This window comes from Nonomuraea sp. NPDC049378 (assembly GCF_055586745.1).
The window spans coordinates 39,818-59,161 of sequence record NZ_JBVJHP010000039.1 but is presented as its reverse complement, the minus strand read 5'-3'; the positions used below and the strand labels follow the sequence as shown (position 1 = coordinate 59,161).

Genomic DNA, 19,344 nt, shown 5'->3' with positions numbered 1-19,344 from the left:
TCAGCCGTACCGGCCCGTCGAGGCGGGACGCAGGGCGGCGGCGAGGTCGTCGGCCAGCACGCCGATCTCGTCCTGCCCGAGCGTGGCCGCGGTGAGGCGCAGCGCCGGCGGCGTGGCCACCCGGTTGCGGGCCCCGGGGGCGGCCGCCCAGCCGCGGGCCAGCAGCCGGGTGATCGCCGTGGACTCGTCGGCGACGGGGACCCACACGTTGAGCCCGGTGCGGCCGTGCGCGGTGATGCCGCGCACGGCCAGCGCCTCCACCAGGCCGTCCCGGCGCCGCGCGTAGGCCGCGGCCACCGCCTCGGTGTCGACCGCCTCCGTACGCCAGAGGTGGGCGACGGCGCGCTGCAGCAGGTGGCTGACCCAGCCGGTCGCGAGCCGCTGGCGCCCGCGCAGCCGGTCGAGCGTGGTCGGGTCACCGGTGACCAGGGCGAGGCGGAGGTCGGGGCCGAGGGACTTGGCGGTCGAGCGGACGAGGATCCACCGCCGCGTGACGCCGGCCAGCGGGTGCAGCGGCAGGTCCACGAAGCCCGAGCCGTGGTCGTCCTCGACGAGCAGCACGTCCGGGTGCGCCGCCAGCAGCTCGCGCAGGGCGGCGGCGCGGTCGGCGGAGACGGCGGCGCCGGTCGGGTTCTGCGCGCGGGCCGTGACGACCACGGCGCGGGCCCCCGCCCGCAGGGCCCGGCCGAGCTCGTCCGGCAGCGGCCCGTCGTCATCCAGCCGCATCGGCACGATCCGCAGCCCCATGGCGGTGACCAGGTCGAGCAGGGACGTCCAGCCGGGGTCCTCGACGGCGACCGCGTCACCGGGGCGCAGGTGGGCGGCGAGCACCCGTTCGACGGCGTCGAGGGTGCCGGAGGTGATCGCCAGCGGCGCGGGCGGCAGGCCGTCCGCCTGCAGGCGGGCCCCGGCCAGGGCGAGCAGCTCCTCGTCGTCGTCCGTTCCGTACAGCGCGGGCCGTTCCTCGTGCGCGCGGGCCGCGGCGGCGAGGGCTTCGTGCAGGGCGGGCAGCAGGGCGGGGTCGGGGTTGCCCTGGGACAGGTCGCGCACCCCCGGAGGCACCTCGATGCGGATCTCCTCACGGAACGTGCTGGCCGGGCGCGGCCTGACCCGCGTGCCACGCCGCCCGGCCGTCTCGACGACCCCGCGCTCGCGCAGCAGCCGGTACGCCGCCGCCGCCGTGCCGGGACTGACCCCGGCCGACGCGGCCGCCTCGCGCACGGGTGGCAGCATGCGGCCGGGCGGCAGCCGCCCTTCGGACACGGCGGCCTCGACCCCCGCCGCTATCTCGCTGGCCGACCCACCGGCAATCGTGTATGTTTCTAGCACAAATATAATTATGTACTAATACAAAGAGGTTCGGGTGCTGATTCATCCGTGGGACGCGGCCCGCGACAGGGAAGAGTGGCAGACCTGGCTCCGTGCGCGGGATTTCGGCCAGCTCGCCGCGAACGGCGTGAACGGCGGCCCGCCGATCCTGGTGCCCACGCACTTCCTGTTCGACGGCGGCAAGGAGGTCGTGCTCCACCTGGCCAGGCCCAACCCGATCTGGCCGGCGATCGAGGCCTGCCCCACGGTGGTGGTGAGCGTGCACGACGACTACGCCTACATCCCCACCGGCTGGCGGGCCGACTCGCCCGAGACCGGCGTGCCGACCAGCTACTACGCGTCGGTGCAGCTCACCTGCGTGGCCGAGATCGTGGACGGCAAGGAGGGCAAGATGGAGATCCTGCGCCGCCAGCTCGCCCACCACCAGCCGGACGGCGACCACGGCGAGACGCGCGCGGACTCGGGGCCGTACCACCGGATGTTGCCGGCCATTCGAGGGCTGCGGCTGGAGGTGGTGGGGGTGCGGGCCAAGTTCAAGTTCGACGACCACCGGCCGGCGGAACAGCGCGAGCGCATCGCCGCCGAACTCGCCGCGCGTGACCTGCCGCACGACGCGGGCGCCAGGGAGCAGCAGCTCAGGCGGCTGAGCAGGGCGGTATGAGACAGCAGAAAGTACCGATATGACTGCTTAGCGTTACAATGTTCGCATGAGCGAGCAGGATGGTCCCGGCCGTGAGCGGGTCCTCGCCTGGGTCGAGCGGGTGGCGGCGTTCGTCTCCGAGGAGTGGGGACTCGCCCCCATCAGCGGCCGGATCCTGGGCTGGCTCATGGTGTGCGACCCGCCGGAGCAGACCGCGTCCGACATCGCCGGGACCATCGGGGCCAGCCGCGCGTCCCTGACGACCAACCTGCACCTGCTGACGTCCCACAGGCTCATCCGCCGTTTCCGCAAGACCGGCGAGCGCAACGTCTACTACGCGATCGAGGACGACGCCTGGGCCAAGATCGTCCGGCAGAAGCTGGCCGTGTTCGCCGCGTTCGACGAGCTGGCCGCCGAGGGCCTGCGGCTGGGCTGGCGCGACCTGGCCCGGACGGCGCGCATCCGAGCCGCCCGGAAATCCATCGCCGACGCGCTCCACCAGGTCGAGGCGGGGGCGGAGTGAACAACACTGTGGATAACCAGCCCTCCCTGTGGATAACACCGTCACCTCGGGAGCCTTGACCCAGCCCGGCGGAGCCGGAGCCGCGGCACGGCCAGTGGTCTCCACGCCGGCGGAGAACCCGTCGCCGAATCCGCCGCACACCCCCTTTGACCTTGCATCATCACCTAATGCGATGATTCGTCACGCTCCGGCTCTGGCGCGTAACAACCTGATATCGCCTCGCCCGAATGGGCTGACAAGGGCTCCGTCCACCGTGCGCCGGCCTGTCCACAACCCTGTGGACAACCAGTCCGTCAGGCACGGGTCACCAGGTCCATCGTTCCCCACGCCTTCAGCGTGATCTGGTGTGGAACCCCGGGCGTTTACTGCTCCTTCGTCACCCGAACCGTGTAGGAGGTGCCGTTGTCCCGCCAGCCGTCCAGCATCAGCATTTGCCGACGCGGACGCTACCGACCCTGGTGGATCGATCCACCACGCATGAAAAATCTTCGAACCATAGGGCGGGGTACGCGGTGTCCGCCGCGTACCCCGCCACGCTCACATGCCGGCGCGCCCCTGGTAGGGCACGTTGCCCCCGAGCGGGATCACCTTGACGGACGCGCCCGGGCAGGCGGAACAGCCGGCGTGCAACCAGGGCGGCATGCTGATGGCGCCGCGGTGCCGCCAGACGATGAACTCGCCGCCGAAGTCCGCATGGTGCCGGGCTTCGTAGGTGTCCTGCCAGATGGTGTGGCAGTTCTGGCACTGGAATGACCAGGTCTCGACAGATGAATCGGTTTCGCGCACGATGAATCGCCTCCTGGGATCGGCGCGGTCAGACGGGCAGGAAGGTGTTCCCGCCGGCCTAGATGCGCCAGATGCCCAGGTGGGTGAGCCGGTCGACGCCCGTACGCCAGTGCCTGACGAGCCGCGGGCGCGGTGGCTTGAACCGGGCACGCGGAGGCTCGTGATCGCGTCCGGGAAAGGGCAGAGGCGCCAGGACCCCGCCGCCGGCGCACCTGCCGCCCGCCGGTTTTCCGACGTGCCGCTTGAACGCCGAGCGTCGAGGCGGGCACGAGTCGTCCCGCCCGTCACCGTGGTCGACGTGGACGGAGTCTCCGTGGATGACCGAGGCGGCGTGCACAGGCTGCCACGGCATCGGCCACACGCCCACACAAAGGACGACCCCGATCAGAAGGGTCAACCACCGCTTCCGTCCAGGCCGCTCGATCCTTCGTGAGCCGGAGACCACACGTGAACGCTACATTGCCCTATGTCATCGCCTGCCTACTTAGAGGTGATATCTCCGTCTATGGTAGGCGTTGGCGAGGTGGCCGAGGCCCTGTCACGAGACGGCCCCGGTCAGCTGCGGGCGGGATGGGCCGGCCCGGTAGACGGAGACGGCATAGGGCCGTGAAGCGTCCCGTTCCACCCGCTCGGCGAGCTTCGTGACCGCCGGGCTTCCCTCGATGAACCCGTGCAGCCGCTCCGCCTCCGGCCACGGGTGCACGAGAACGAGGACACCTCCAGGCGCCAGCAGCGAACGCAGCCGCTCCGAGGCCCTGCGCAGCCTGTCGCCACGCCCGATGTAGTAGAGGGTCTCCGCGCAGAACACCAGGTCGTACCGGTCCCGCTCCTCGTAGCCGAGCAGGTCGGCGTGGACGAACCGGACACGCGCGCCATCCCCGACCGCGCGCTCCCTGGCGCGTCCCAGCGCCCTCTCCGACACGTCGAGCCCCGTGATCCCGGCATCCGGCCAGGCCGTCGCCAGCATCTGCGTGAAGACGCCCTCGGCGCACCCCACCTCCAGGATGCGGGCGTACGTCCCCTCGGGCAGCTGGTCGAGCGTGGCCCGGTATTTACGGCGCTCGTACGAGTCCGTGGCGAGCGACCACGGGTCGGGCCGGCGATGCCACCAGTCGAAATACCGGTGCAGCACCTTCCCCTGAGCCCGCGGGCCGAGAAGGGAGACGGTCCGGAAAAGGGTGCGATGCAGCAGCTCGGGGATTCGGGACACGGGATACGACACCAGACCTTTCGCGGCAGTGATCGTGCCCCGAACCTACGAGCGGCACCGCCGGCATGTCATGGCGCTGCAGGGGGATCGTGGGATCTAGCTCCGCCGTAGGGGGTGACCAGCCCGGTCTGGAACGCGTACACCGCCGCCTGGGTGCGGTCGCGCACCCCGATCTTCGTCAGGATGTTGCTGACGTGGCTCTTCACGGTCTGCTCCGCGATGACGAGACTGCCGGCGATCTCGGTGTTGGACAGGCCGTGCGCGATGAGCGTCAGGATCTCGCTCTCCCGCGGGGTCAGCGGGCCCTGAGCCTCCCCGGTGAACGGCCGTGGCGGGCCCAGCCGGGCGAAGGCACTGATCAACCGGCGGGTGACGGACGGCGCCAGCATGGCGTCCCCGTTCGCGACGATGCGTACGGCGTCGCTCAGCTCCCGCGCCGTGGCCTTCTTCAGCAGGAAGCCGCTGGCGCCGGCGCGCAGCGCCTCGTAGACGTACTCGTCGAGGTCGAAGGTGGTGAGCATCAGCACCTTGGTCCGCCCGGCGAGGCGGCGCGTGGCCTCCAGCCCGTCGGTCCCCGGCATGCGCACGTCCATCAGCACGACGTCGGGCGTCAGCGCGGCGGCCTTGACCAGCACGTCGTCGCCGTCGACGGCCTCGCCCACCACCTCGATGTCAGGCTGGGCGTTGAGCAGCACGGCGAACGCCTCGCGGACCATCGACTGGTCGTCGGCGATCAGCACCCGGATGCTCACCTGGCCTCCGTCCCGCCGAGCGGCAACCGTACCGTCACCTCGTAGCCTCCGTCCGGCCGCGCCCCCACCCGCAGGTCACCGGCCAGCATGGCCACGCGCTCGCGCATGCCGAGCAGGCCGTGCCCGGGTCGGGCGGGCGGGGGAGGCGGGTGGGGTGGCGGGTCGTTCTCGACGCGGATGCGAAGATCGCCAGGTTCGTACGCCACCTCGACGCCGACCTGTGCGCCCGGAGCGTGCTGGAGCGCGTTGCTCAGCGCCTCCTGCACGATCCGGTACGCCGACAGCTCCACCCCCGGAGGGAGCGGCCTGCGTTCGCCGTCGACGCGCAGGGTCACCGGCGTGCCGGCCGCCCGCAGCCGGCCCACGAGCTCCCCCAGCCGGTGGAGGGTCGGCTGCGGGCTCGCCTCGTCCGTGCCGTTCCTGAGCAGGTCGAGAATGCGGTGGAGCTCGGTGAGCGCCTCCACCGCGCTCGACCGGATCGTGGCGAAGCTCCTCGCCAGCTCCGGGGGAGGATCGGGCACCCGGTAGGGTGCCGCCTCGGCCTGCACCGCGACGACCGACATGTGGTGGGCCACCACGTCGTGCAGCTCCCGCGCGATCCTGGCGCGCTCTTCCAGAAGGGCGGAGCGGGTCTGCTCCGCCAGCGCCTTCTGGTCCGCCAGGGCCACCCGGCGCAACGCCTCCCGATGACCGCCGAGCGCTCCCACGGTGATCAACACCATGCCCGACAACAACGACATGTCCATCAGGCTCACCAGCGTCTGCTCGCCCGGCAGCCCCGCCCACAGGACGATCCCGGCCGCCAGCGTGCCTAGCCACATCTCGGCCAGCAGCACGTGCCTGGACCCGAACCCCACCAGGCCCAGCACGGACACGTGCGCGACCAGCACGGGCGCGGGCCACACCATCCCGTCCAGCTGGGCATGGGACGTCACCGCCGCCGCCACGGCCGCGACCAGCGACAACCACCACGCCGCCCTGGGCCGGAAGCGGGACACCATCAGCGCGATCGCCGTCGCCAGCCCCAGCGTGCCGGCCGTCACGTTGCGTACGCCGTAGTCGTCGAGCAGCGTGTGCCAGACGATCGCGGCCAGCACCACCCCGAGAGCGCCCACGAGCGGCAGGGTCACCGCCGAGCGGAGCGGCAGGGCGAGCCCCGCGCCTTCCGCGCCTTCCGCGTCGAACGCCAAGACCCACCGCGCACCATGTCTCACCCGGTCACTCACCCGATCTCCCTGCCTCGCGCGTCAGCCCCTCTCCGATCAGTCTGTGTCAAGCGCGTACGCCGTGCCGGATGGAAATCGACCGGCCACGGGGGAATCCATTCGTGAATGTGCTGACTATGCAGATGACAATTCAGGTGTGAAGTTTGTCAATGGACCGCGCGTGGGCAAGGATAGGGCAGAGAACCCATCCAACGAAGGGGCAGCGATGAAACGACGCCCGGTCATGGTGAAGGTGGAAGAGACCCAGCTGCGGGTCGGTGCGGTGACGGCGTCCAACTCCACGGGAAACTGAGGCACGCGGCGTTTCACTGCGAAAACGCGGAAACTCGACAGGAGCGCCGGCTGTTCCCCGCAACGCCGCACGGCGACGAAATTCATCCCCACTTTTGCCACTGTGGAGACCGGGGCAGCCTGCCTCCTTTCCGGTGCCCGTCGACCCCTACAACGGCCGCTCCAGCCAGTGCCGCACCGGCACGAACCCCACGGCGTCGAAGAAGTCCAGAGCCCTGGTGTTGAAGTCCCACACGTCAGTGAGAAGGCTGGAGCAGCCCGCCTCCTTTCCCACCGTACGCACGGCATCGACCAGGGCGGTGCCGACCCCCGTACGCGCCGCGCCGGGATCCACGGCGAGATGCTCGAGGAAGACGAAGCTTCTCGGCCGCATGAGCACGTCGCCCGGACGATCGTGGAGGGTCGCCGTGGCATAACCGGCGGCCTCGCCCGCGGCCAGGGCGATGAACGCGACGGAGTTCTCGCGTTCCAGAAAGGCGTCGAAGAGCGAGACGAGTTCGTCCCGCGAGGAGGCCGTGCGGAAGACGTCCGGCCGTCCCGCGACGTGGACCGTGTGCACGAAGTCGTTCAGCCGCGCCAGCAGCGCGGCATCGCCCCGCGTGGCAGGCCGGACCTGAACGGTGGGCGTCGTCATGGGGAAGATCGTGTCCCATCCGGCAGCGCGGGCGCCACGAGATTTCCCCGTGCCCGCCTCCTCCATGCCAGCATTCCCGAGGACAAACGTTGACCTTGAGGAGTGACCCCAGATGGACAGGAGACGTTTTCTCACGCTGGCCGGAGCCGCGGGCGCCGCCGTCGGAGGGCTCGCGGAGCCCGCGCTGGCCGCCGGCTACCCGTCGTTCAACCGGCGGATCCCCGAAGAGACGCACGTCAAGATGAAGGAGCTGGCCCCCTACCGCATCACCTCATTCGCCTTCACCCCGTCCAACGGCTGGGTCATGGTCACAGCCGACGGCCGCTATTTCGCCCGCGGCATCCCCGACGCCTGCTTCACCGAGCTTAAGAAGCTGGTCACCGCGGGCCGGCGCATCCACTGCGTGGCATTCCCGCCCGAGGGCGGCGACCGGTGGCTGATCACCACGGACAAGGGGGTGTCGGCGCGGAACATCCCGGAGGAGTGCCACCAGCGCATCACCGCCTACTACGCCGCGGGACAGCAGGTGGGGCACGTCGCCTTCCCGCCGTCAGGGGGCAACCGGTGGGTGGTGGTGGCCGCCGGGGACACCTTCGCCCGGGGCATCGACGACGAGTGTTACCAGATGATGCGCAACCTGGAGCAGGGCGGCCGCCGCGTCACCCGGGTCGCGTTCCCGTACACCGGAGGATGGCTGGTCGTCGCGCAGGACGAGTTCCACGGCCGCGACATCGACGGCGAGTGCCGCACCGAGCTGAAGGACATGATCGCCGCCGGCTGGGAGGTGCACAACGTGGCCTTCTCGCCGGCGAACGACGGCTGGTCGCTGTGCTCGCGCGGCACGCTGCCCGCCCTGCCGGCCGACCCGGTGCGCAAGGTGGAGAACGCGGTGGGCGGCGCCGACATCTGGCGGCGTATGAGCACCTACAAGACGCCCGGCGTGGCCGTCGCGGTGGTCACCGGCAACCGCATCGCCTGGTCCACCGGCTACGGCCGGCTGGAGGCCGGCGGCGCGGCGGCCGTACATCCCGAAAGCGCCTTCCAGGCCGCATCGATCAGCAAGGCCGTCGCCGCGGTCGGCGTGCTGCGCCTCATGCAGACGCTCGGCAAGCCGCTGACCGACGACATCCGCCCCTACCTCGGCTGGACGCTGCCACGCCGCGACTGCGTCACCCTCAAGGCGACGCCGACGATCGAGCGCGTGCTCACCCATCGCGCCGGCATCGCCGGGCGCGGCTCCACCTACCCGCTCGACGCCTGCTCCGGCTTCTCCTCCGGGGGCGGCGGCTTCCCCGGGTACGGCCCCGGCGTCACCGTGCCGTCCTTGCTGCAGGTCATGAACGGCCAGGGCAACACCCCCGAGATCGAGCTCACCACCGATCCCGGCACCGGATACCACTACTCCGGAGCCGGCTTCGTCCTGCTGCAGCGGATGATCGAGGAAGAGACCGGACAGTCCCTGACGCAGTACATGGACCAGCAGGTGTTCACCCCGCTCGGCATGAGGACCAGCTCGTACGCGCTGGAGCCCGGCTTCGAGCGGGCCGCGGGCCACACCACCACGGGCGCGGTCATTCCCGGCAAGCGCAACCGCTACCCCGAGTCGGCCGCCGCCGGCCTCTACACCACCGTGCAGGACCTGTGCCGGCTCGTGTGCTACCTCAACAAGGCCTGGACCGCCTCCGGCGACGTGGCCGGCCCGCTCAACCGGGCGTCCGTGCGCAGCCTGCTCACCCCCGGTCCGCAGAGCGGCATGGGCCGCGGCCTGTTCGTCTCCGGCGTCGGGACCAAGAACTTCGCCTACACCCATGACGGCTCCAACTACGGCTTCAAGTCGGTGTTCAAGGGCTATCCGGAGCTGGGGGCGGGCTACGCGATCCTCGCCAACGGCGACGACTTCGGCCTGGTGAACGAGATCGCCGCCGCCGTCAGATCCGTCTACGGGTGGTCCTGACCGAGACGGACGGCAGCCGACGCGGGGACCGCTAACTCCCCTCGGCTTTGACGGGTTGGAGGTCCGGCTACCGGGAGGCGGCAAGGGCCTTTTCCTTCATTCTTGACACGTTCGAATCGACTCAGACGCGCGGGATCTCGGAGGAGTTGTGGGCCCGTTCATCCGGCCGATCGGGCGACGCGTGACCGTAGTCGGTGGAAGATCTCGCTGAGCTGGGTCACCTCGTCGGCGGTGAGCGCGTCGAAGACCAGGTGTCGTACGGCGCGTACGTGCGCGGGCGCGGCGCGCTCGATGGCCGCTCGTCCTGTCTCGGTGATGCGGACGAAGGCGCCGCGGCCGTCCTCGGGGCAGCCCTGGCGGGACACCAGGTCCCGCTTCTCCATCCGGGCGACGTGGTGGGAGACCCTGCTGCGTTCCCACTGCAATTCCGTGGCCAGGTCGGAGATCCGGCTGCGTCCGTCTGCGGAGTCGGTCAGCACGACGAGCACCTGGTAGTCGGGGTTGGACAGGCCGGAGTCGGTCTGCATGTCGCGGTTGAGCGTCGCCAGCAGTTCGGCGTTGAGGTGCATCCATTCGCGCCACATGTGCTGCTCGCCGTCGTTCAGCCACGGAATGTCGTTCGTCACAGCCACAGGGGACAGCGTAGCAGGGAAGGTGATACATCATGTATGGTCCATGTCATATAGGTGATGCATCACGACTTGAAAGTGGCACTTATCACCGGGGCGAGCAGCGGCATCGGGCACGCCACCGCGCTACGGCTCGCCCCTCCGCCGACGCGATCGCGGCCGCCGTCGCCTACGCCATCGAGCAACCACCCGACGTAGACGTCAACGAAGTCGTCCCCTCCCGACCAGATAGCGATAGCGCACAGAACCACGTGAGGAACTGACAGATCATGGCAACCGCACTCGGACTTGGCCTGCCTCAGAACCGCCAGTACGCCGGCAAGGACGTGCCCGACGTGGCTCGCACCGCCGAGCAGATCGGATACCAGAGCCTGTGGGCCTACGAACGCACCCTCTTCCCCGAACCCGCCACGCAGGGCCTGTTCGGCATTCCCGGCCTGGCCTGGCCCGACTACTACCGCTCCGTGGCCGAACCCCTGATCACGCTGTCCCTGGCGGCCGCGGTCACCGAACGGGTACGGCTGGGCACGTCCGTGCTGGTGGCGCCGCTGCACCCGCCGTTCCAACTCGCCAAGTCCCTCGCCACGCTGGACGCGGCGAGCGGCGGCCGCGTGGTCGCGGGCTTCGGCTCGGGCTGGTCGCTCGACGAGTACGCAGCCGCGGGCGTCCGGCCCTTTGAAGAGCGCGGCAAGGCGTTGGACGAGGTGATCAACGTCTGCCGGGCGGTGTGGGGCCGCGACCCGGTGACGTACGACGGCGAGACCACCCGGATCGCGTCCGCCGTGGTTGGTCCCAAGCCCGCCCGGCCGGTCCCGATCCTGCTGGCCGGCGGCAACAAGCAGGCCCAGCGCCGCCTCGTCGACCACGCCGACGGCTGGCTCCCCCTGGCCATGGGTGTTGAGCAGACCGCTGCCCAGTGGCGCGACCTGCGGGAATTGGCGGCTGAGCGTGGACGCACCAAGCCGATCCAGACGGTGCTGCGGGCGAATGCCGACTACACGCCCAAGCCGTACGAGGGCCCCGACCGTGCCCTCTTCCAGGGCAACACCGAGCAGATCGTCGAAGACCTGGCCGCGCACGCCGGGATCGGCTTCGAGGAGATCCTCATCGACCTTCAGGTGGGTCCGCGCGACGCCCAGGAGTTCAAGGACGTCGCCGCCGAGGTGTACGAGAAGGCGCGAGCAACCGGGATCTGAACCACGGCAGAAGCCCTCCAACGACTCGGGTCATGGCAAGGACCCGGGAGTTCGACACCGAGGCGGCGGTGAGCCGCGCGATGGAGCTGTTCTGGACACGCGGCTACGAGGCGACCACCGTGCGCGATCTGACCCAGCTCCTGGGGCTCGGGCAGGGGTCCTTGTACGCGGCCTTCGGCGACAGGGACGGCCTCTACGGGCCGCGCCTGAAGCACTACCGCGCCGCCTGCGAGCGCCTGCCGGAGGACCCGCCGACCGCACCCGCCGACAGCCGCCCACGTTGCCGCGCTGATCTGGGACGTCCGGCGCCTGACCGCCGAACAGGTACGTGTGGCGAGAGGGCGTCCGTCTGCGTGTGGTCAGCCCCTGGTCTGTGAGGTGCTGAGCAGGTCGAGCACGTCGGTGATCGCCATCTCGATGCGTCCGTAGACGCGAGGGTTGAGCAGAGTGGTGCCGTCGAAGTCGCCCGACGAAGCGAAGACGGCCACCGGGACGGTCATCGCCTGGAAGAACCCGAACAGGGGTCGCAGTGCGTGTTCCAGGACGAGTGCGTGGTGGTCGCCGCCGCCGGTGGCGGCCAGGAAGACCAGCTTGTTCGCGAGCGCGTACTGGTCGATCAGGTCGAAGAAGTGCTTGAACAGGCCGGTGTACGAACCGCGGAACACCGGGGTGGCCGCGATCAGCAGGTCGGCCTCCTCGGCCTGGCGGAGTACGGCCTCGACCTCCGGTGCGATCTGGTCTCGTTCGACGGCTCCGGTGAACGCGGGGCCGAGCCGGTAGACGTCTATCCGGGTCTGGTGGACCGCGGCGCCCGTGGGGGCGAGCGTGCTGCTCAGGCTTTGGAGGACGACGTCGACCAGGCCCATGGTCTTGGACTTCTCGCTCGGGCTGCCGTTGACGACCACGACGCGCAGCGTGCGGTCAGGTGTGCCGTCGGCGGGGGTGACGTTGACGATGACGGGTGCGTCGGGTACGGCGGTCACGCCACCTTCTCCTTTCTTGCGGCGACCTCGCGGCGCACCACGGGAGCCACCTCGGTGCCGAGGAGTTCGATGGCGTCGAGCACGTCCTTCTGCGGCATGCCGCCGAAGCCCATCTGGATGAGGGCGCGGTCCAGGCCGTAGATCTCGTGGTAGGTGAGCAGCTTGTCGATCACCTCTTGCGGGCTCCCGACGACGAGGCCGGCGTTCGGAGCGGTCTGGGCGTCGAACGCAGCCCGGGGCATCCTGAACCCACTGCCGCGCTGGTGGTTGTTGTCCATCATGCCCTGGGCGAAGTACGGGTACATGATGTCGCGTGCGAGTTGGCTGGTGCGGCCGACATGCCCGTGCAGGTTGATGCTGGTGCGCAGTGTAGAAGGGTCGTGCCCGGCCTGCTGGGCGGCGGCGCGGTACATCTCGATCGTCTGCTCGTGGAACGTGATGGGCCCGAGCAAAAGGGCCATGGCCATGGGCAGCCCGAGGCGGCCGGTGCTGATCGCGGACGCCAGGGTGCCGCCCACGCCCACCCATATCGGCAGCTCGTCCTGGAGCGCGCGTGGGCCGATGTCGGCGTTGTCCAGCGCCGGGCGGAACCGCCCGTTCCAGGTGATGGGGTTCTGGGCGCGGATCTTGAGCAGGAGGTCGAGCTTCTCGCGGAACAAGTCGGCGTAGTCGGTCAGGGCATAGCCGAACAGAGGGAACGACTCCGTGTACGAGCCGCGGCCGGCGATGATCTCTGCCCGGCCGCCGGAGAACTGGTCGAGCGTGGCGAACTGCTCCCACACGCGGACCGGGTCCTCGGAGCTGAGTACTGTGACCGAGCTGGTCAGGCGGATCTTCTCGGTCGCCTCGGCGGCTGCGGCCAGGACCATCGGCGGGGCCGAGCCGACGAAGTCGGTGCGGTGGTGCTCCCCGACAGCGAACAGATCGAGGCCGACCTGGTCGGCGAGCCGGGCCTGCTCGATGGTCTCCCGCGCCCGCTGGTGCGGTGACGGGAGCGCGCCGGTGTGCGGGTCCTCGGTGATCTCGACGAACGTCATGAAGCCGATGTCGAACGGGGACGGCTGCGCCTCGGTCGCAGCGTTGCTGGCAGCGATACTCATGTTGGTTCCTTCTGGTGCGTCGTGGGTGCGCGAGGGCCGACTCGTCGTGGGTGATGGAAGGCCCTCGCGCGATGGCGGCTGTGCAGGCAGGCTTATGGCGCCTGCTGTCACACGTCGGTGTCGGGCAGTCCCCAGAGCTCGCGCGTCAGTCCGAACCCGGCGGGGTCGATGTAGGCGCCGTTGTGCTTGATGCGGCTGTGCGCGTGCCCGAGCGTGTGGAGGTGGAACGCTGCCTGCACCGCGTTCCACTGGCCTTGGATGTCCAGGGTCTGGTTCACCGCCTTCTTCGCCATCTTCAGCCCCACGGTCGGGCGGGTCGCGATCCGCCGCGCGAGCTCCAGCGCGGCCGTTTCCAGCTCCGCGCGCGGGACGACCCGACTGACCATGCCGAGGTCCTTCGCCTCGGACGCGGTGATGACGTCACCGGTGAACAGCAGCTCCTTCGCCTTCCGGGCGCCGAACTCCCACGGGTGCATGAACAGCTCGACCTGGCCGATGCCGAACGCCGTGACCGGGTCGGCGAAGCGCGTGTCCTCGCTGGCCACAATCAGGTCGGCAGGCCACATGATCATCATGCCGCCGGCCAGGACCCGTCCCTGCACAGCGGCGATCACGGGCTTGGGGAAGTTGCGCCAGCGCCAATGCAGTTGGATGAACACCTCGTTCTCCCAGGCCATGTCACCCTCGACACCGCCGAGGCCGAGACCGCCCTCCAACGTCACCTGGTCCATCCCGTCGGTGCTGAACAGGGCCTCTACGTCGTGCCCGATCGAGAAGTCGTCCCCTTCTGCCGCGAGCACGAGCACGGAGATCGAGTCGTCGGCCGCGGCACGTCGGTAGGCGGCGTCGAGCTGGTAGAGCAGGTGGACGTCCTGCAGGTTGCCCTGCTCGGACCGGGTGAGCGTCGCGCGGGCGACACGCTCGACGGGCACGTCGTAGGTCACGCGCTCACCGAGCTTCACTGACACGGGAAGTCCATTCGTCGTCATGTCGGTCCTCTTCTCTCATGGGTGATGCTTCTCGGTGGCCATGCTGGTCAGCGGTCGCCGCCAGCGGCTGCGTCATACGAGCCGGCGCGCCTCGTCCTCGGTGAGGGTTCTGCCGAGGGTGACCTCGCGGGGGTCGCCGAAGATTTCCAGGCGGATGGACTGGCCGATGCCGCCGATGCGGACCGGTGCGTACCCGGCCGCGCGGATCATGCGGGCGACGGCGGCGTCGGCGATCGCAGCGATGGTCGGGGCCGAGGAGGTGGCCACGCGGCCTGTCTCGATCTTCCGGAGGGTCTCTGGTGAGACGCCCGCGGCGCGCGCGGTCGTCGTCGGGGTGCTGCTCACGTCGGTACTCCTCACGTCAGACCACGTCACAATATGCGTGATGCGTCACCTATATGACATGGACCATACATGATGTGTCACCTTCCCTGCTACGCTGTCCCCTGTGGCTGTGACGAACGACATTCCGTGGCTGAACGACGGCGCAGCCGGGTCTCCCACCACGTCGCCCGGATGGAGAAGCGGGACCTGGTGTCCCGCCAGGGCTGCCCCGAGGACGGCCGCGGCGCCTTCGTCCGCATCACCGAGACAGGACGAGCGACCATCGAGCGCGCCGCGCCCGCGCACGTACGTGCCGTACGACAGGTCCACAACTCCTCCGAGATCCCGCGCGTCTGAGTGGCCATGGGCTCAACCACTGAGCTCACAAGATGGAGTCGCTGCAGACGCCGCCATCAGCTTCATCGTGGGCGTCGCAACGCGCCCGGAGAGTCGCGATGATCAGTGCAAACCGAGAGATCTCCGAGGGGCACAGCCCGGCGGAGTGGCGGCTGGCACCCGCAGCAGGCCGCCATGGGTGTGGCGTTCGGGCTGCGCGCCGGCGATCCACCGAATCGGTTCCTGGTCGGGCTGGCCACGCTCAGCCTGCTGGCCGAGGTCGCCGAGGAACGACAGCTGCTGTGCCGGGTGACGACGCGCAGTGGCTGGACGCGGCCTCCGCGCAGACTCTCGCGTTCGTGGCGCGGCAGCTGCAGGCCGAGCGGATGGTGCTGGTGTTCACACTGCGCGACCCCGGCCCCGACCCGAGCGGCACCGACGTGTACGTCGGCCTTCCGGAGCTGCACTTGGAAGGGCACGCCCCGAGGCGGCAATGTCACCTCGCCGAGCTTCTCCCCACTCAAGGTCAAGGCGGTGCGAAGGAGTCAGCGCTCAAGGTCATCTCGCCTCTGGCGAGGGGCAGGAGTAGGTCCGTCAGACCTCCGCCAGAGGCGGTTGCTTGGGTGAAGGTGCGTTACCGGTCCACGGGAGCGCTGCGGATCTGAGGCCCGCCCCAACCGGCGATGACGGAGTTCATCACCGACACACCTGCCGGACCGACGCCGCTACCAGACGATCACGACGGCTCGACGCAGCCGCCCTGCACCAGACGGAAGGCGTCAAGGGCCTTTTCCTTGATCCTTGACTAGTTTAATTTTGAACAGGCAAGGACGTCCGAAGCAGAGACACCAAGGAGGCAGCCGTGCGAACGATCAAGCGAACCGCCAGGCTGGCGCTCGGCGCGACGGCCGGCGCGGCACTCGCACTGTCCAGCACCACCCCGGCCCAGGCGAGCACATGGGAACTGAAGCACTCCCACCAGAAGATATGTGTGCAAGCCAACTACAGCCACCGCACCTACCTCATTGCCGCGGTCGTCGGAAGCTGGTCCACGACCATCCACATGGGGATGAAGAACCTGCCCCCCGGCTCGACCGACGAGAGCGCGCCGATCCCACCCGGATCCAACTACACCGACCCGGAGGACGGATCCACCACGATCAACGGCTGGATCGGGCTGACGTTCCCGCCGCTACCGGCCGGGACGTACGAGTCGCGGTTAACCGCCTCGGACGGCACGCGGACCGAGTCCAACCCCGTCACCATCAACGTCAAGGCCTGGTGCTAGCCATGATCGACGCCACGTGATCCCTGGCGGAGCAGGCGGGAGTGTCCGGAACCGGCACGCGAGCCACGAACCGGACACTCCCGACCGCCCGCGATGATAGAGGCATGGCAGACGACAGAACCCGGTGGGACCTGCACGTGGAGCTGTACGCCACCGAGGAGCAGGCGCGGGAGATCAAGGAGCAGGTGCAGCGCCTGCTGTGCCCCGACCCCGGCCATCGTCCGCCGTGTGCGATCCCCTGGTCCACCAACCTCTACGAAGCCGAGGGCGAGGACACGGCCGGCCTGGAAGAGCAGTACCTGATCGAGCACGGCGACGACTCCCGCAGCTGAAACAGCCCACGCGGCCGGGGAACGTCATCCCGGGCCGCCGCCGAAGCTGATCTCATTGCCCTCCGCGTCGCGGTAGATCACCTTGGTCACGCTCTCGTACGTCTCGCGCCCGGCCGGCTCGATGCCGCGCCGGGCGATCTCGGCGACCCGCCCCTCCACGTCGTCGACGAACTGCAGCACCAACGCGTTCCCCGCCCGCTCCGGGTCCTGGATGATGTAGATGTAGCGGTTCTCGGCCGTCTCCCAGACCGCCTCGATGTCGTTCGGCAGGAACGAGGGCGGCCCGCCGAAAAGCCGCTCATACCACGGCAGCGCCGCCGCGTAGTCGGTGACGGGGATGCCGGCGAAGAGGTACTGCCCCATGTCGTCCTCCATAGGCACGGTCGATGTGTCACCGATACCGACCCCGCAGGCGCCCAAAACTCATCGCCGCCCGGCGGCACCAACGGCGACCGCCGCCACCTCACCCACCATGAGCTTTCTGGACAGCCTGCCACGAGTCACCCGTGAACGTCGGTGCGGTGCCGTGCACGGTCGCGCGTCGGGCCGGCCGCGCGGCCGGGTCAGCCGGGCGTCACCAGGCCGGCCTCGTAGGCGGCGATGACGAGCTGGGAGCGGTCGCGAGCGTGCACCTTCGCCAGCAGCCGACCGATGTGGGTCTTGACGGTGGCGGGGCTGAGGTGCAGTTGCGCGCAGATCTCGGCGTTGGACAGCCCGCGCGCGATCAGGGTGAGCACCTCGCGTTCCCGGTCGGTGACCCCGTCCAGGCTCGGCGCGAACGGCGGCGTCGCCGGGCGCCGGGCGAACTCGGCGATCAACCGGCGGGTGACCGTGGGGGCGAGCAGCGCTTCTCCGGCGGCGACCACCCGGATCGCGGTGAGCAGGCCGTCCGGCGGGGTGTCCTTGAGGAGGAACCCGCTGGCGCCTGCGCGCAACCCCGCGTAGACGTAGGCGTCCAGGTCGAATGTTGTGAGGATGAGCACCCGCACGCTGGCCGTCTCCGGCGCCGCGCAGATGCGGCGGGTGGCTTCGATGCCATCCATCTCCGGCATCCGCACGTCCATCAGCACGACGTCCGGACGCTCGCGCGAGGCCAGCTCCACGGCCGCGGCGCCGGTGCCGGCCTCGCCGATAACCGTGATTCCAGGTACGGCGTCGATCAGTGCCCGGAAGCTGCCGCGCAGCAACGCCTGGTCGTCGACGACGAGCACCCGAATCGGATCACTCACGCCCGGCTCCCATGGCTTCACGGACGGCTTCGTCGACGGGCGCGTAGGGGATGCTGGCGCGGACCGCGAATCCGCCCTGGGGCCGAGGACCCGCGGTGAGCACGCCGCCGTACGTGGCGACCCGCTCCCGCATGCCTATGAGACCATGCCCGTCACCGGAAACGCCGGACACCCGCGGGGCGCCGCGCCCGTCATCGGTGATCTCGATCTCTACCGAGGGCGCGCGGCCGCTGATCACGACGTGACACGTCGCCGGCGCCGCGTGCCTGACCACGTTGGTGAGGGCCTCCTGCACGATGCGGTAGACCGTGAGCCCGACGCTGTCCGGCAGCCGCTCCACGTCGTGCACGTCGAGGTCGACGAGCACATCTGCGGCCGCAACCTGATCGGCCAGCGAGGACAGCCCGCCGATGCCGGGAATGGGCCCCAGCGTGGCCGACATGTCGTCGGTGCCGGAGTCTGTGTCGGACCGCATCACGTGAAGCATCCGGCGCATCTCGATGAGCGCGCCGCGGCTCGCCGCCTCGATGACCCGCAACGTGTCGTCGGCCTTGTCCGGGCGGAGCCGCTGCAGGTAGCCGGCAGTCCCGGCCTTGACAGCGATCAGGCTCATGCTGTGCGCGACGATGTCGTGCAGATCTCGGGCGATCCGCAGCCGCTCCTCGACCACCGCCCGGTCCGCGAGCTGGTGGGCGGTGCGAATCGCTTGGGCCCGCCGCTCGTGCTGGCCGCGGGCGATGGTCCACACCGCCGCCAGCACGAGCCAGGTGCCGCCGATGGCGTAGTAAGGGCCCGGCGAGCCGGTGTAGGGATCCGGTGGCATCCCGGCGATCCTGAGCCCCAAACCGAGCCCGGTGGCGGCCATCGCCAGCAGCAGGGCGGTCACCGCGCGCCGGCGCGCAGGGGTGAGCGCCACCGTGTACAGCGTCATCGCGACGAGAAAAGGCCCGACGGCCATGCTCGTCGGCACGAGCATGATCGCGGTGCCGACCACCAGCCCGGCGGCGAACGCGGGGACCGGCCACACCCGGCGGACCGCGATCGGCACTGCCACCGCCGCCGAGACGAGCACCACGCTCATCAGGAACCCCGCAGACGGCGGGGCGTTCCGGGAGGTGAGGGCTTCGGGGACCACCCCGAGCAGGCCGAACAGCACGACGACGGCCACGTCGTAGCCGATCAGCGCCCGGTGACCGACCAGGCGGGCGAACACGCTGCGTGCCGTGCCCGTCCCGGGGGCCGGTGCCGAGCGCTTCCAGAACCGCATTGGGAAGCCGCCCATACAGCGTGACGGTAGCAGCGCGGCAGGTCCCCGGTCGTCCGACCGGAGTCCGTCATCCCCTGGTCTGACCCGAGCCCCGGTGCGAGCGGCGCCGTCCGCCCTGCGGCCGATGCGGAAATCGGATCCGTCTCCGACGCGGCGGGCGGCTGCGGTATCCGAGCCTGGAGCCCATGAGAACCCGAAGCCTGATCTCGGCCGGGATGGCGATCGCCCTCACGCTCCCGCTGGCCGCGGGGGGGGGGGGGGGGGGGGGGGGGGGAGCGGGGGGGGGGGGGGGGGGGGGGGGGGGGTGGGGGGGAGGGGGGGGGGGG

24 protein-coding genes are annotated in these 19,344 nt (G+C 70.1%); 9 read left to right on the top strand and 15 right to left on the bottom strand.

Going from position 1 to position 19,344, the window contains the following annotated elements; genetic code table 11:
* On the bottom strand, nucleotides 1-1,329 hold the full coding sequence (locus tag ACZ6SA_RS47315) for an aminotransferase class I/II-fold pyridoxal phosphate-dependent enzyme (RefSeq protein ID WP_347650624.1): 1,329 nt from the start codon (nucleotides 1,327-1,329) through the stop codon (nucleotides 1-3).
* Between the two features lie 34 nt (nucleotides 1,330-1,363).
* Between ACZ6SA_RS47315 and ACZ6SA_RS47310 the strand changes: the two genes are divergently transcribed.
* Both ACZ6SA_RS47310 and ACZ6SA_RS47305 read left to right on the top strand, forming a co-directional pair.
* The gene (locus ACZ6SA_RS47310; RefSeq protein ID WP_465835891.1) at nucleotides 1,364-1,990 is read left to right on the top strand and encodes an FMN-binding negative transcriptional regulator; all 627 of its coding nucleotides are present in this window, start codon (nucleotides 1,364-1,366) and stop codon (nucleotides 1,988-1,990) included.
* A 46-nt stretch (nucleotides 1,991-2,036) separates the two neighbouring features.
* Entirely contained in the window at nucleotides 2,037-2,492 is a 456-nt protein-coding gene (locus ACZ6SA_RS47305) for a GbsR/MarR family transcriptional regulator (protein ID WP_347650626.1), read from the top strand.
* Between the two features lie 537 nt (nucleotides 2,493-3,029).
* On the opposite strand, the gene ACZ6SA_RS47300 is transcribed toward ACZ6SA_RS47305, so the two are convergent.
* The 6 genes from ACZ6SA_RS47300 to ACZ6SA_RS47275 form a co-directional block, all read right to left on the bottom strand.
* Entirely contained in the window at nucleotides 3,030-3,278 is a 249-nt protein-coding gene (locus ACZ6SA_RS47300) for a hypothetical protein (RefSeq protein ID WP_347650628.1), read from the bottom strand.
* Between the two features lie 58 nt (nucleotides 3,279-3,336).
* Nucleotides 3,337-3,630: a hypothetical protein gene (locus tag ACZ6SA_RS47295; protein ID WP_347650629.1), complete on the bottom strand. Its 294-nt coding sequence runs from the start codon at nucleotides 3,628-3,630 to the stop codon at nucleotides 3,337-3,339.
* Nucleotides 3,631-3,816: 186 nt separating this feature from the next.
* Nucleotides 3,817-4,488 carry a class I SAM-dependent methyltransferase gene (locus ACZ6SA_RS47290; RefSeq protein WP_347650630.1) on the bottom strand — a complete coding sequence of 224 codons (672 nt, stop codon included), beginning with the start codon at nucleotides 4,486-4,488 and terminating at the stop codon, nucleotides 3,817-3,819.
* Between the two features lie 68 nt (nucleotides 4,489-4,556).
* Nucleotides 4,557-5,240, bottom strand: a complete 684-nt coding sequence (locus tag ACZ6SA_RS47285) for a response regulator transcription factor (protein WP_347650631.1) — start codon at nucleotides 5,238-5,240, stop codon at nucleotides 4,557-4,559.
* On the bottom strand, nucleotides 5,237-6,430 hold the full coding sequence (locus ACZ6SA_RS47280; RefSeq protein WP_465835887.1) for a sensor histidine kinase: 1,194 nt from the start codon (nucleotides 6,428-6,430) through the stop codon (nucleotides 5,237-5,239). Before ACZ6SA_RS47280 ends, ACZ6SA_RS47285 begins: the two co-directional genes overlap by 4 nt.
* 475 nt (nucleotides 6,431-6,905) lie before the next feature.
* On the bottom strand, nucleotides 6,906-7,391 hold the full coding sequence (locus ACZ6SA_RS47275) for a GNAT family N-acetyltransferase (RefSeq protein ID WP_465835885.1): 486 nt from the start codon (nucleotides 7,389-7,391) through the stop codon (nucleotides 6,906-6,908).
* 112 nt (nucleotides 7,392-7,503) lie between these two features.
* Between ACZ6SA_RS47275 and ACZ6SA_RS47270 the strand changes: the two genes are divergently transcribed.
* Nucleotides 7,504-9,345: a serine hydrolase domain-containing protein gene (locus ACZ6SA_RS47270; RefSeq protein ID WP_465835883.1), complete on the top strand. Its 1,842-nt coding sequence runs from the start codon at nucleotides 7,504-7,506 to the stop codon at nucleotides 9,343-9,345.
* 158 nt (nucleotides 9,346-9,503) lie between these two features.
* Here the strand turns inward: ACZ6SA_RS47270 and ACZ6SA_RS47265 are convergent, their stop codons facing one another.
* Complete coding sequence (locus tag ACZ6SA_RS47265; protein ID WP_347650634.1) at nucleotides 9,504-9,977, bottom strand: MarR family winged helix-turn-helix transcriptional regulator; 474 nt, start codon at nucleotides 9,975-9,977, stop codon at nucleotides 9,504-9,506.
* A 266-nt stretch (nucleotides 9,978-10,243) separates the two neighbouring features.
* Between ACZ6SA_RS47265 and ACZ6SA_RS47260 the strand changes: the two genes are divergently transcribed.
* Nucleotides 10,244-11,170, top strand: coding sequence for an LLM class F420-dependent oxidoreductase (locus ACZ6SA_RS47260; RefSeq protein WP_347650635.1), 927 nt, complete (start codon nucleotides 10,244-10,246; stop codon nucleotides 11,168-11,170).
* 32 nt (nucleotides 11,171-11,202) lie between these two features.
* Nucleotides 11,203-11,547 (top strand): helix-turn-helix domain-containing protein, encoded by a 345-nt coding sequence (locus ACZ6SA_RS47255; RefSeq protein WP_347650636.1) that lies wholly within the window; start codon nucleotides 11,203-11,205, stop codon nucleotides 11,545-11,547.
* Here ACZ6SA_RS47255 and ACZ6SA_RS47250 read toward each other — a convergent pair.
* The 4 genes from ACZ6SA_RS47250 to ACZ6SA_RS47235 form a co-directional block, all read right to left on the bottom strand.
* A complete protein-coding gene (locus ACZ6SA_RS47250) occupies nucleotides 11,530-12,153 on the bottom strand; it encodes an NAD(P)H-dependent oxidoreductase (RefSeq protein WP_347650637.1) in 624 nt (207 codons plus the stop codon). The two genes, ACZ6SA_RS47255 and ACZ6SA_RS47250, sit on opposite strands and share 18 nt — an antisense overlap.
* Complete coding sequence (locus tag ACZ6SA_RS47245) at nucleotides 12,150-13,253, bottom strand: LLM class flavin-dependent oxidoreductase (protein WP_347650638.1); 1,104 nt, start codon at nucleotides 13,251-13,253, stop codon at nucleotides 12,150-12,152. Before ACZ6SA_RS47245 ends, ACZ6SA_RS47250 begins: the two co-directional genes overlap by 4 nt.
* Before the next feature lie 107 nt (nucleotides 13,254-13,360).
* Entirely contained in the window at nucleotides 13,361-14,221 is an 861-nt protein-coding gene (locus tag ACZ6SA_RS47240) for an enoyl-CoA hydratase (RefSeq protein ID WP_347650639.1), read from the bottom strand.
* Between the two features lie 93 nt (nucleotides 14,222-14,314).
* On the bottom strand, nucleotides 14,315-14,587 hold the full coding sequence (locus tag ACZ6SA_RS47235; protein WP_347650640.1) for a hypothetical protein: 273 nt from the start codon (nucleotides 14,585-14,587) through the stop codon (nucleotides 14,315-14,317).
* 126 nt (nucleotides 14,588-14,713) lie between these two features.
* Here ACZ6SA_RS47235 and ACZ6SA_RS47230 point away from each other — a divergent pair, with 126 nt between their 5' ends.
* The 4 genes from ACZ6SA_RS47230 (at nucleotide 14,714) to ACZ6SA_RS47215 (ending at nucleotide 16,522) form a co-directional block, all read left to right on the top strand.
* Nucleotides 14,714-14,923, top strand: coding sequence for a MarR family winged helix-turn-helix transcriptional regulator (locus tag ACZ6SA_RS47230; protein WP_347650641.1), 210 nt, complete (start codon nucleotides 14,714-14,716; stop codon nucleotides 14,921-14,923).
* Between the two features lie 281 nt (nucleotides 14,924-15,204).
* Complete coding sequence (locus ACZ6SA_RS47225; protein WP_347650642.1) at nucleotides 15,205-15,567, top strand: hypothetical protein; 363 nt, start codon at nucleotides 15,205-15,207, stop codon at nucleotides 15,565-15,567.
* 197 nt (nucleotides 15,568-15,764) lie between these two features.
* Nucleotides 15,765-16,190, top strand: coding sequence for a DUF5980 family protein (locus ACZ6SA_RS47220; RefSeq protein WP_347650643.1), 426 nt, complete (start codon nucleotides 15,765-15,767; stop codon nucleotides 16,188-16,190).
* Nucleotides 16,191-16,294: 104 nt separating this feature from the next.
* Entirely contained in the window at nucleotides 16,295-16,522 is a 228-nt protein-coding gene (locus ACZ6SA_RS47215) for a hypothetical protein (protein WP_465835877.1), read from the top strand.
* A gap of 24 nt (nucleotides 16,523-16,546) precedes the next feature.
* Here the strand turns inward: ACZ6SA_RS47215 and ACZ6SA_RS47210 are convergent, their stop codons facing one another.
* The 3 genes from ACZ6SA_RS47210 to ACZ6SA_RS47200 form a co-directional block, all read right to left on the bottom strand.
* Nucleotides 16,547-16,885, bottom strand: coding sequence for a VOC family protein (locus ACZ6SA_RS47210; protein ID WP_347650645.1), 339 nt, complete (start codon nucleotides 16,883-16,885; stop codon nucleotides 16,547-16,549).
* A 200-nt stretch (nucleotides 16,886-17,085) separates the two neighbouring features.
* Complete coding sequence (locus tag ACZ6SA_RS47205; protein ID WP_347650646.1) at nucleotides 17,086-17,751, bottom strand: response regulator transcription factor; 666 nt, start codon at nucleotides 17,749-17,751, stop codon at nucleotides 17,086-17,088.
* Nucleotides 17,744-19,033, bottom strand: a complete 1,290-nt coding sequence (locus tag ACZ6SA_RS47200) for a sensor histidine kinase (protein WP_347650647.1) — start codon at nucleotides 19,031-19,033, stop codon at nucleotides 17,744-17,746. Before ACZ6SA_RS47200 ends, ACZ6SA_RS47205 begins: the two co-directional genes overlap by 8 nt.
* Between the last annotated feature and the right edge of the window lie 311 nt (nucleotides 19,034-19,344).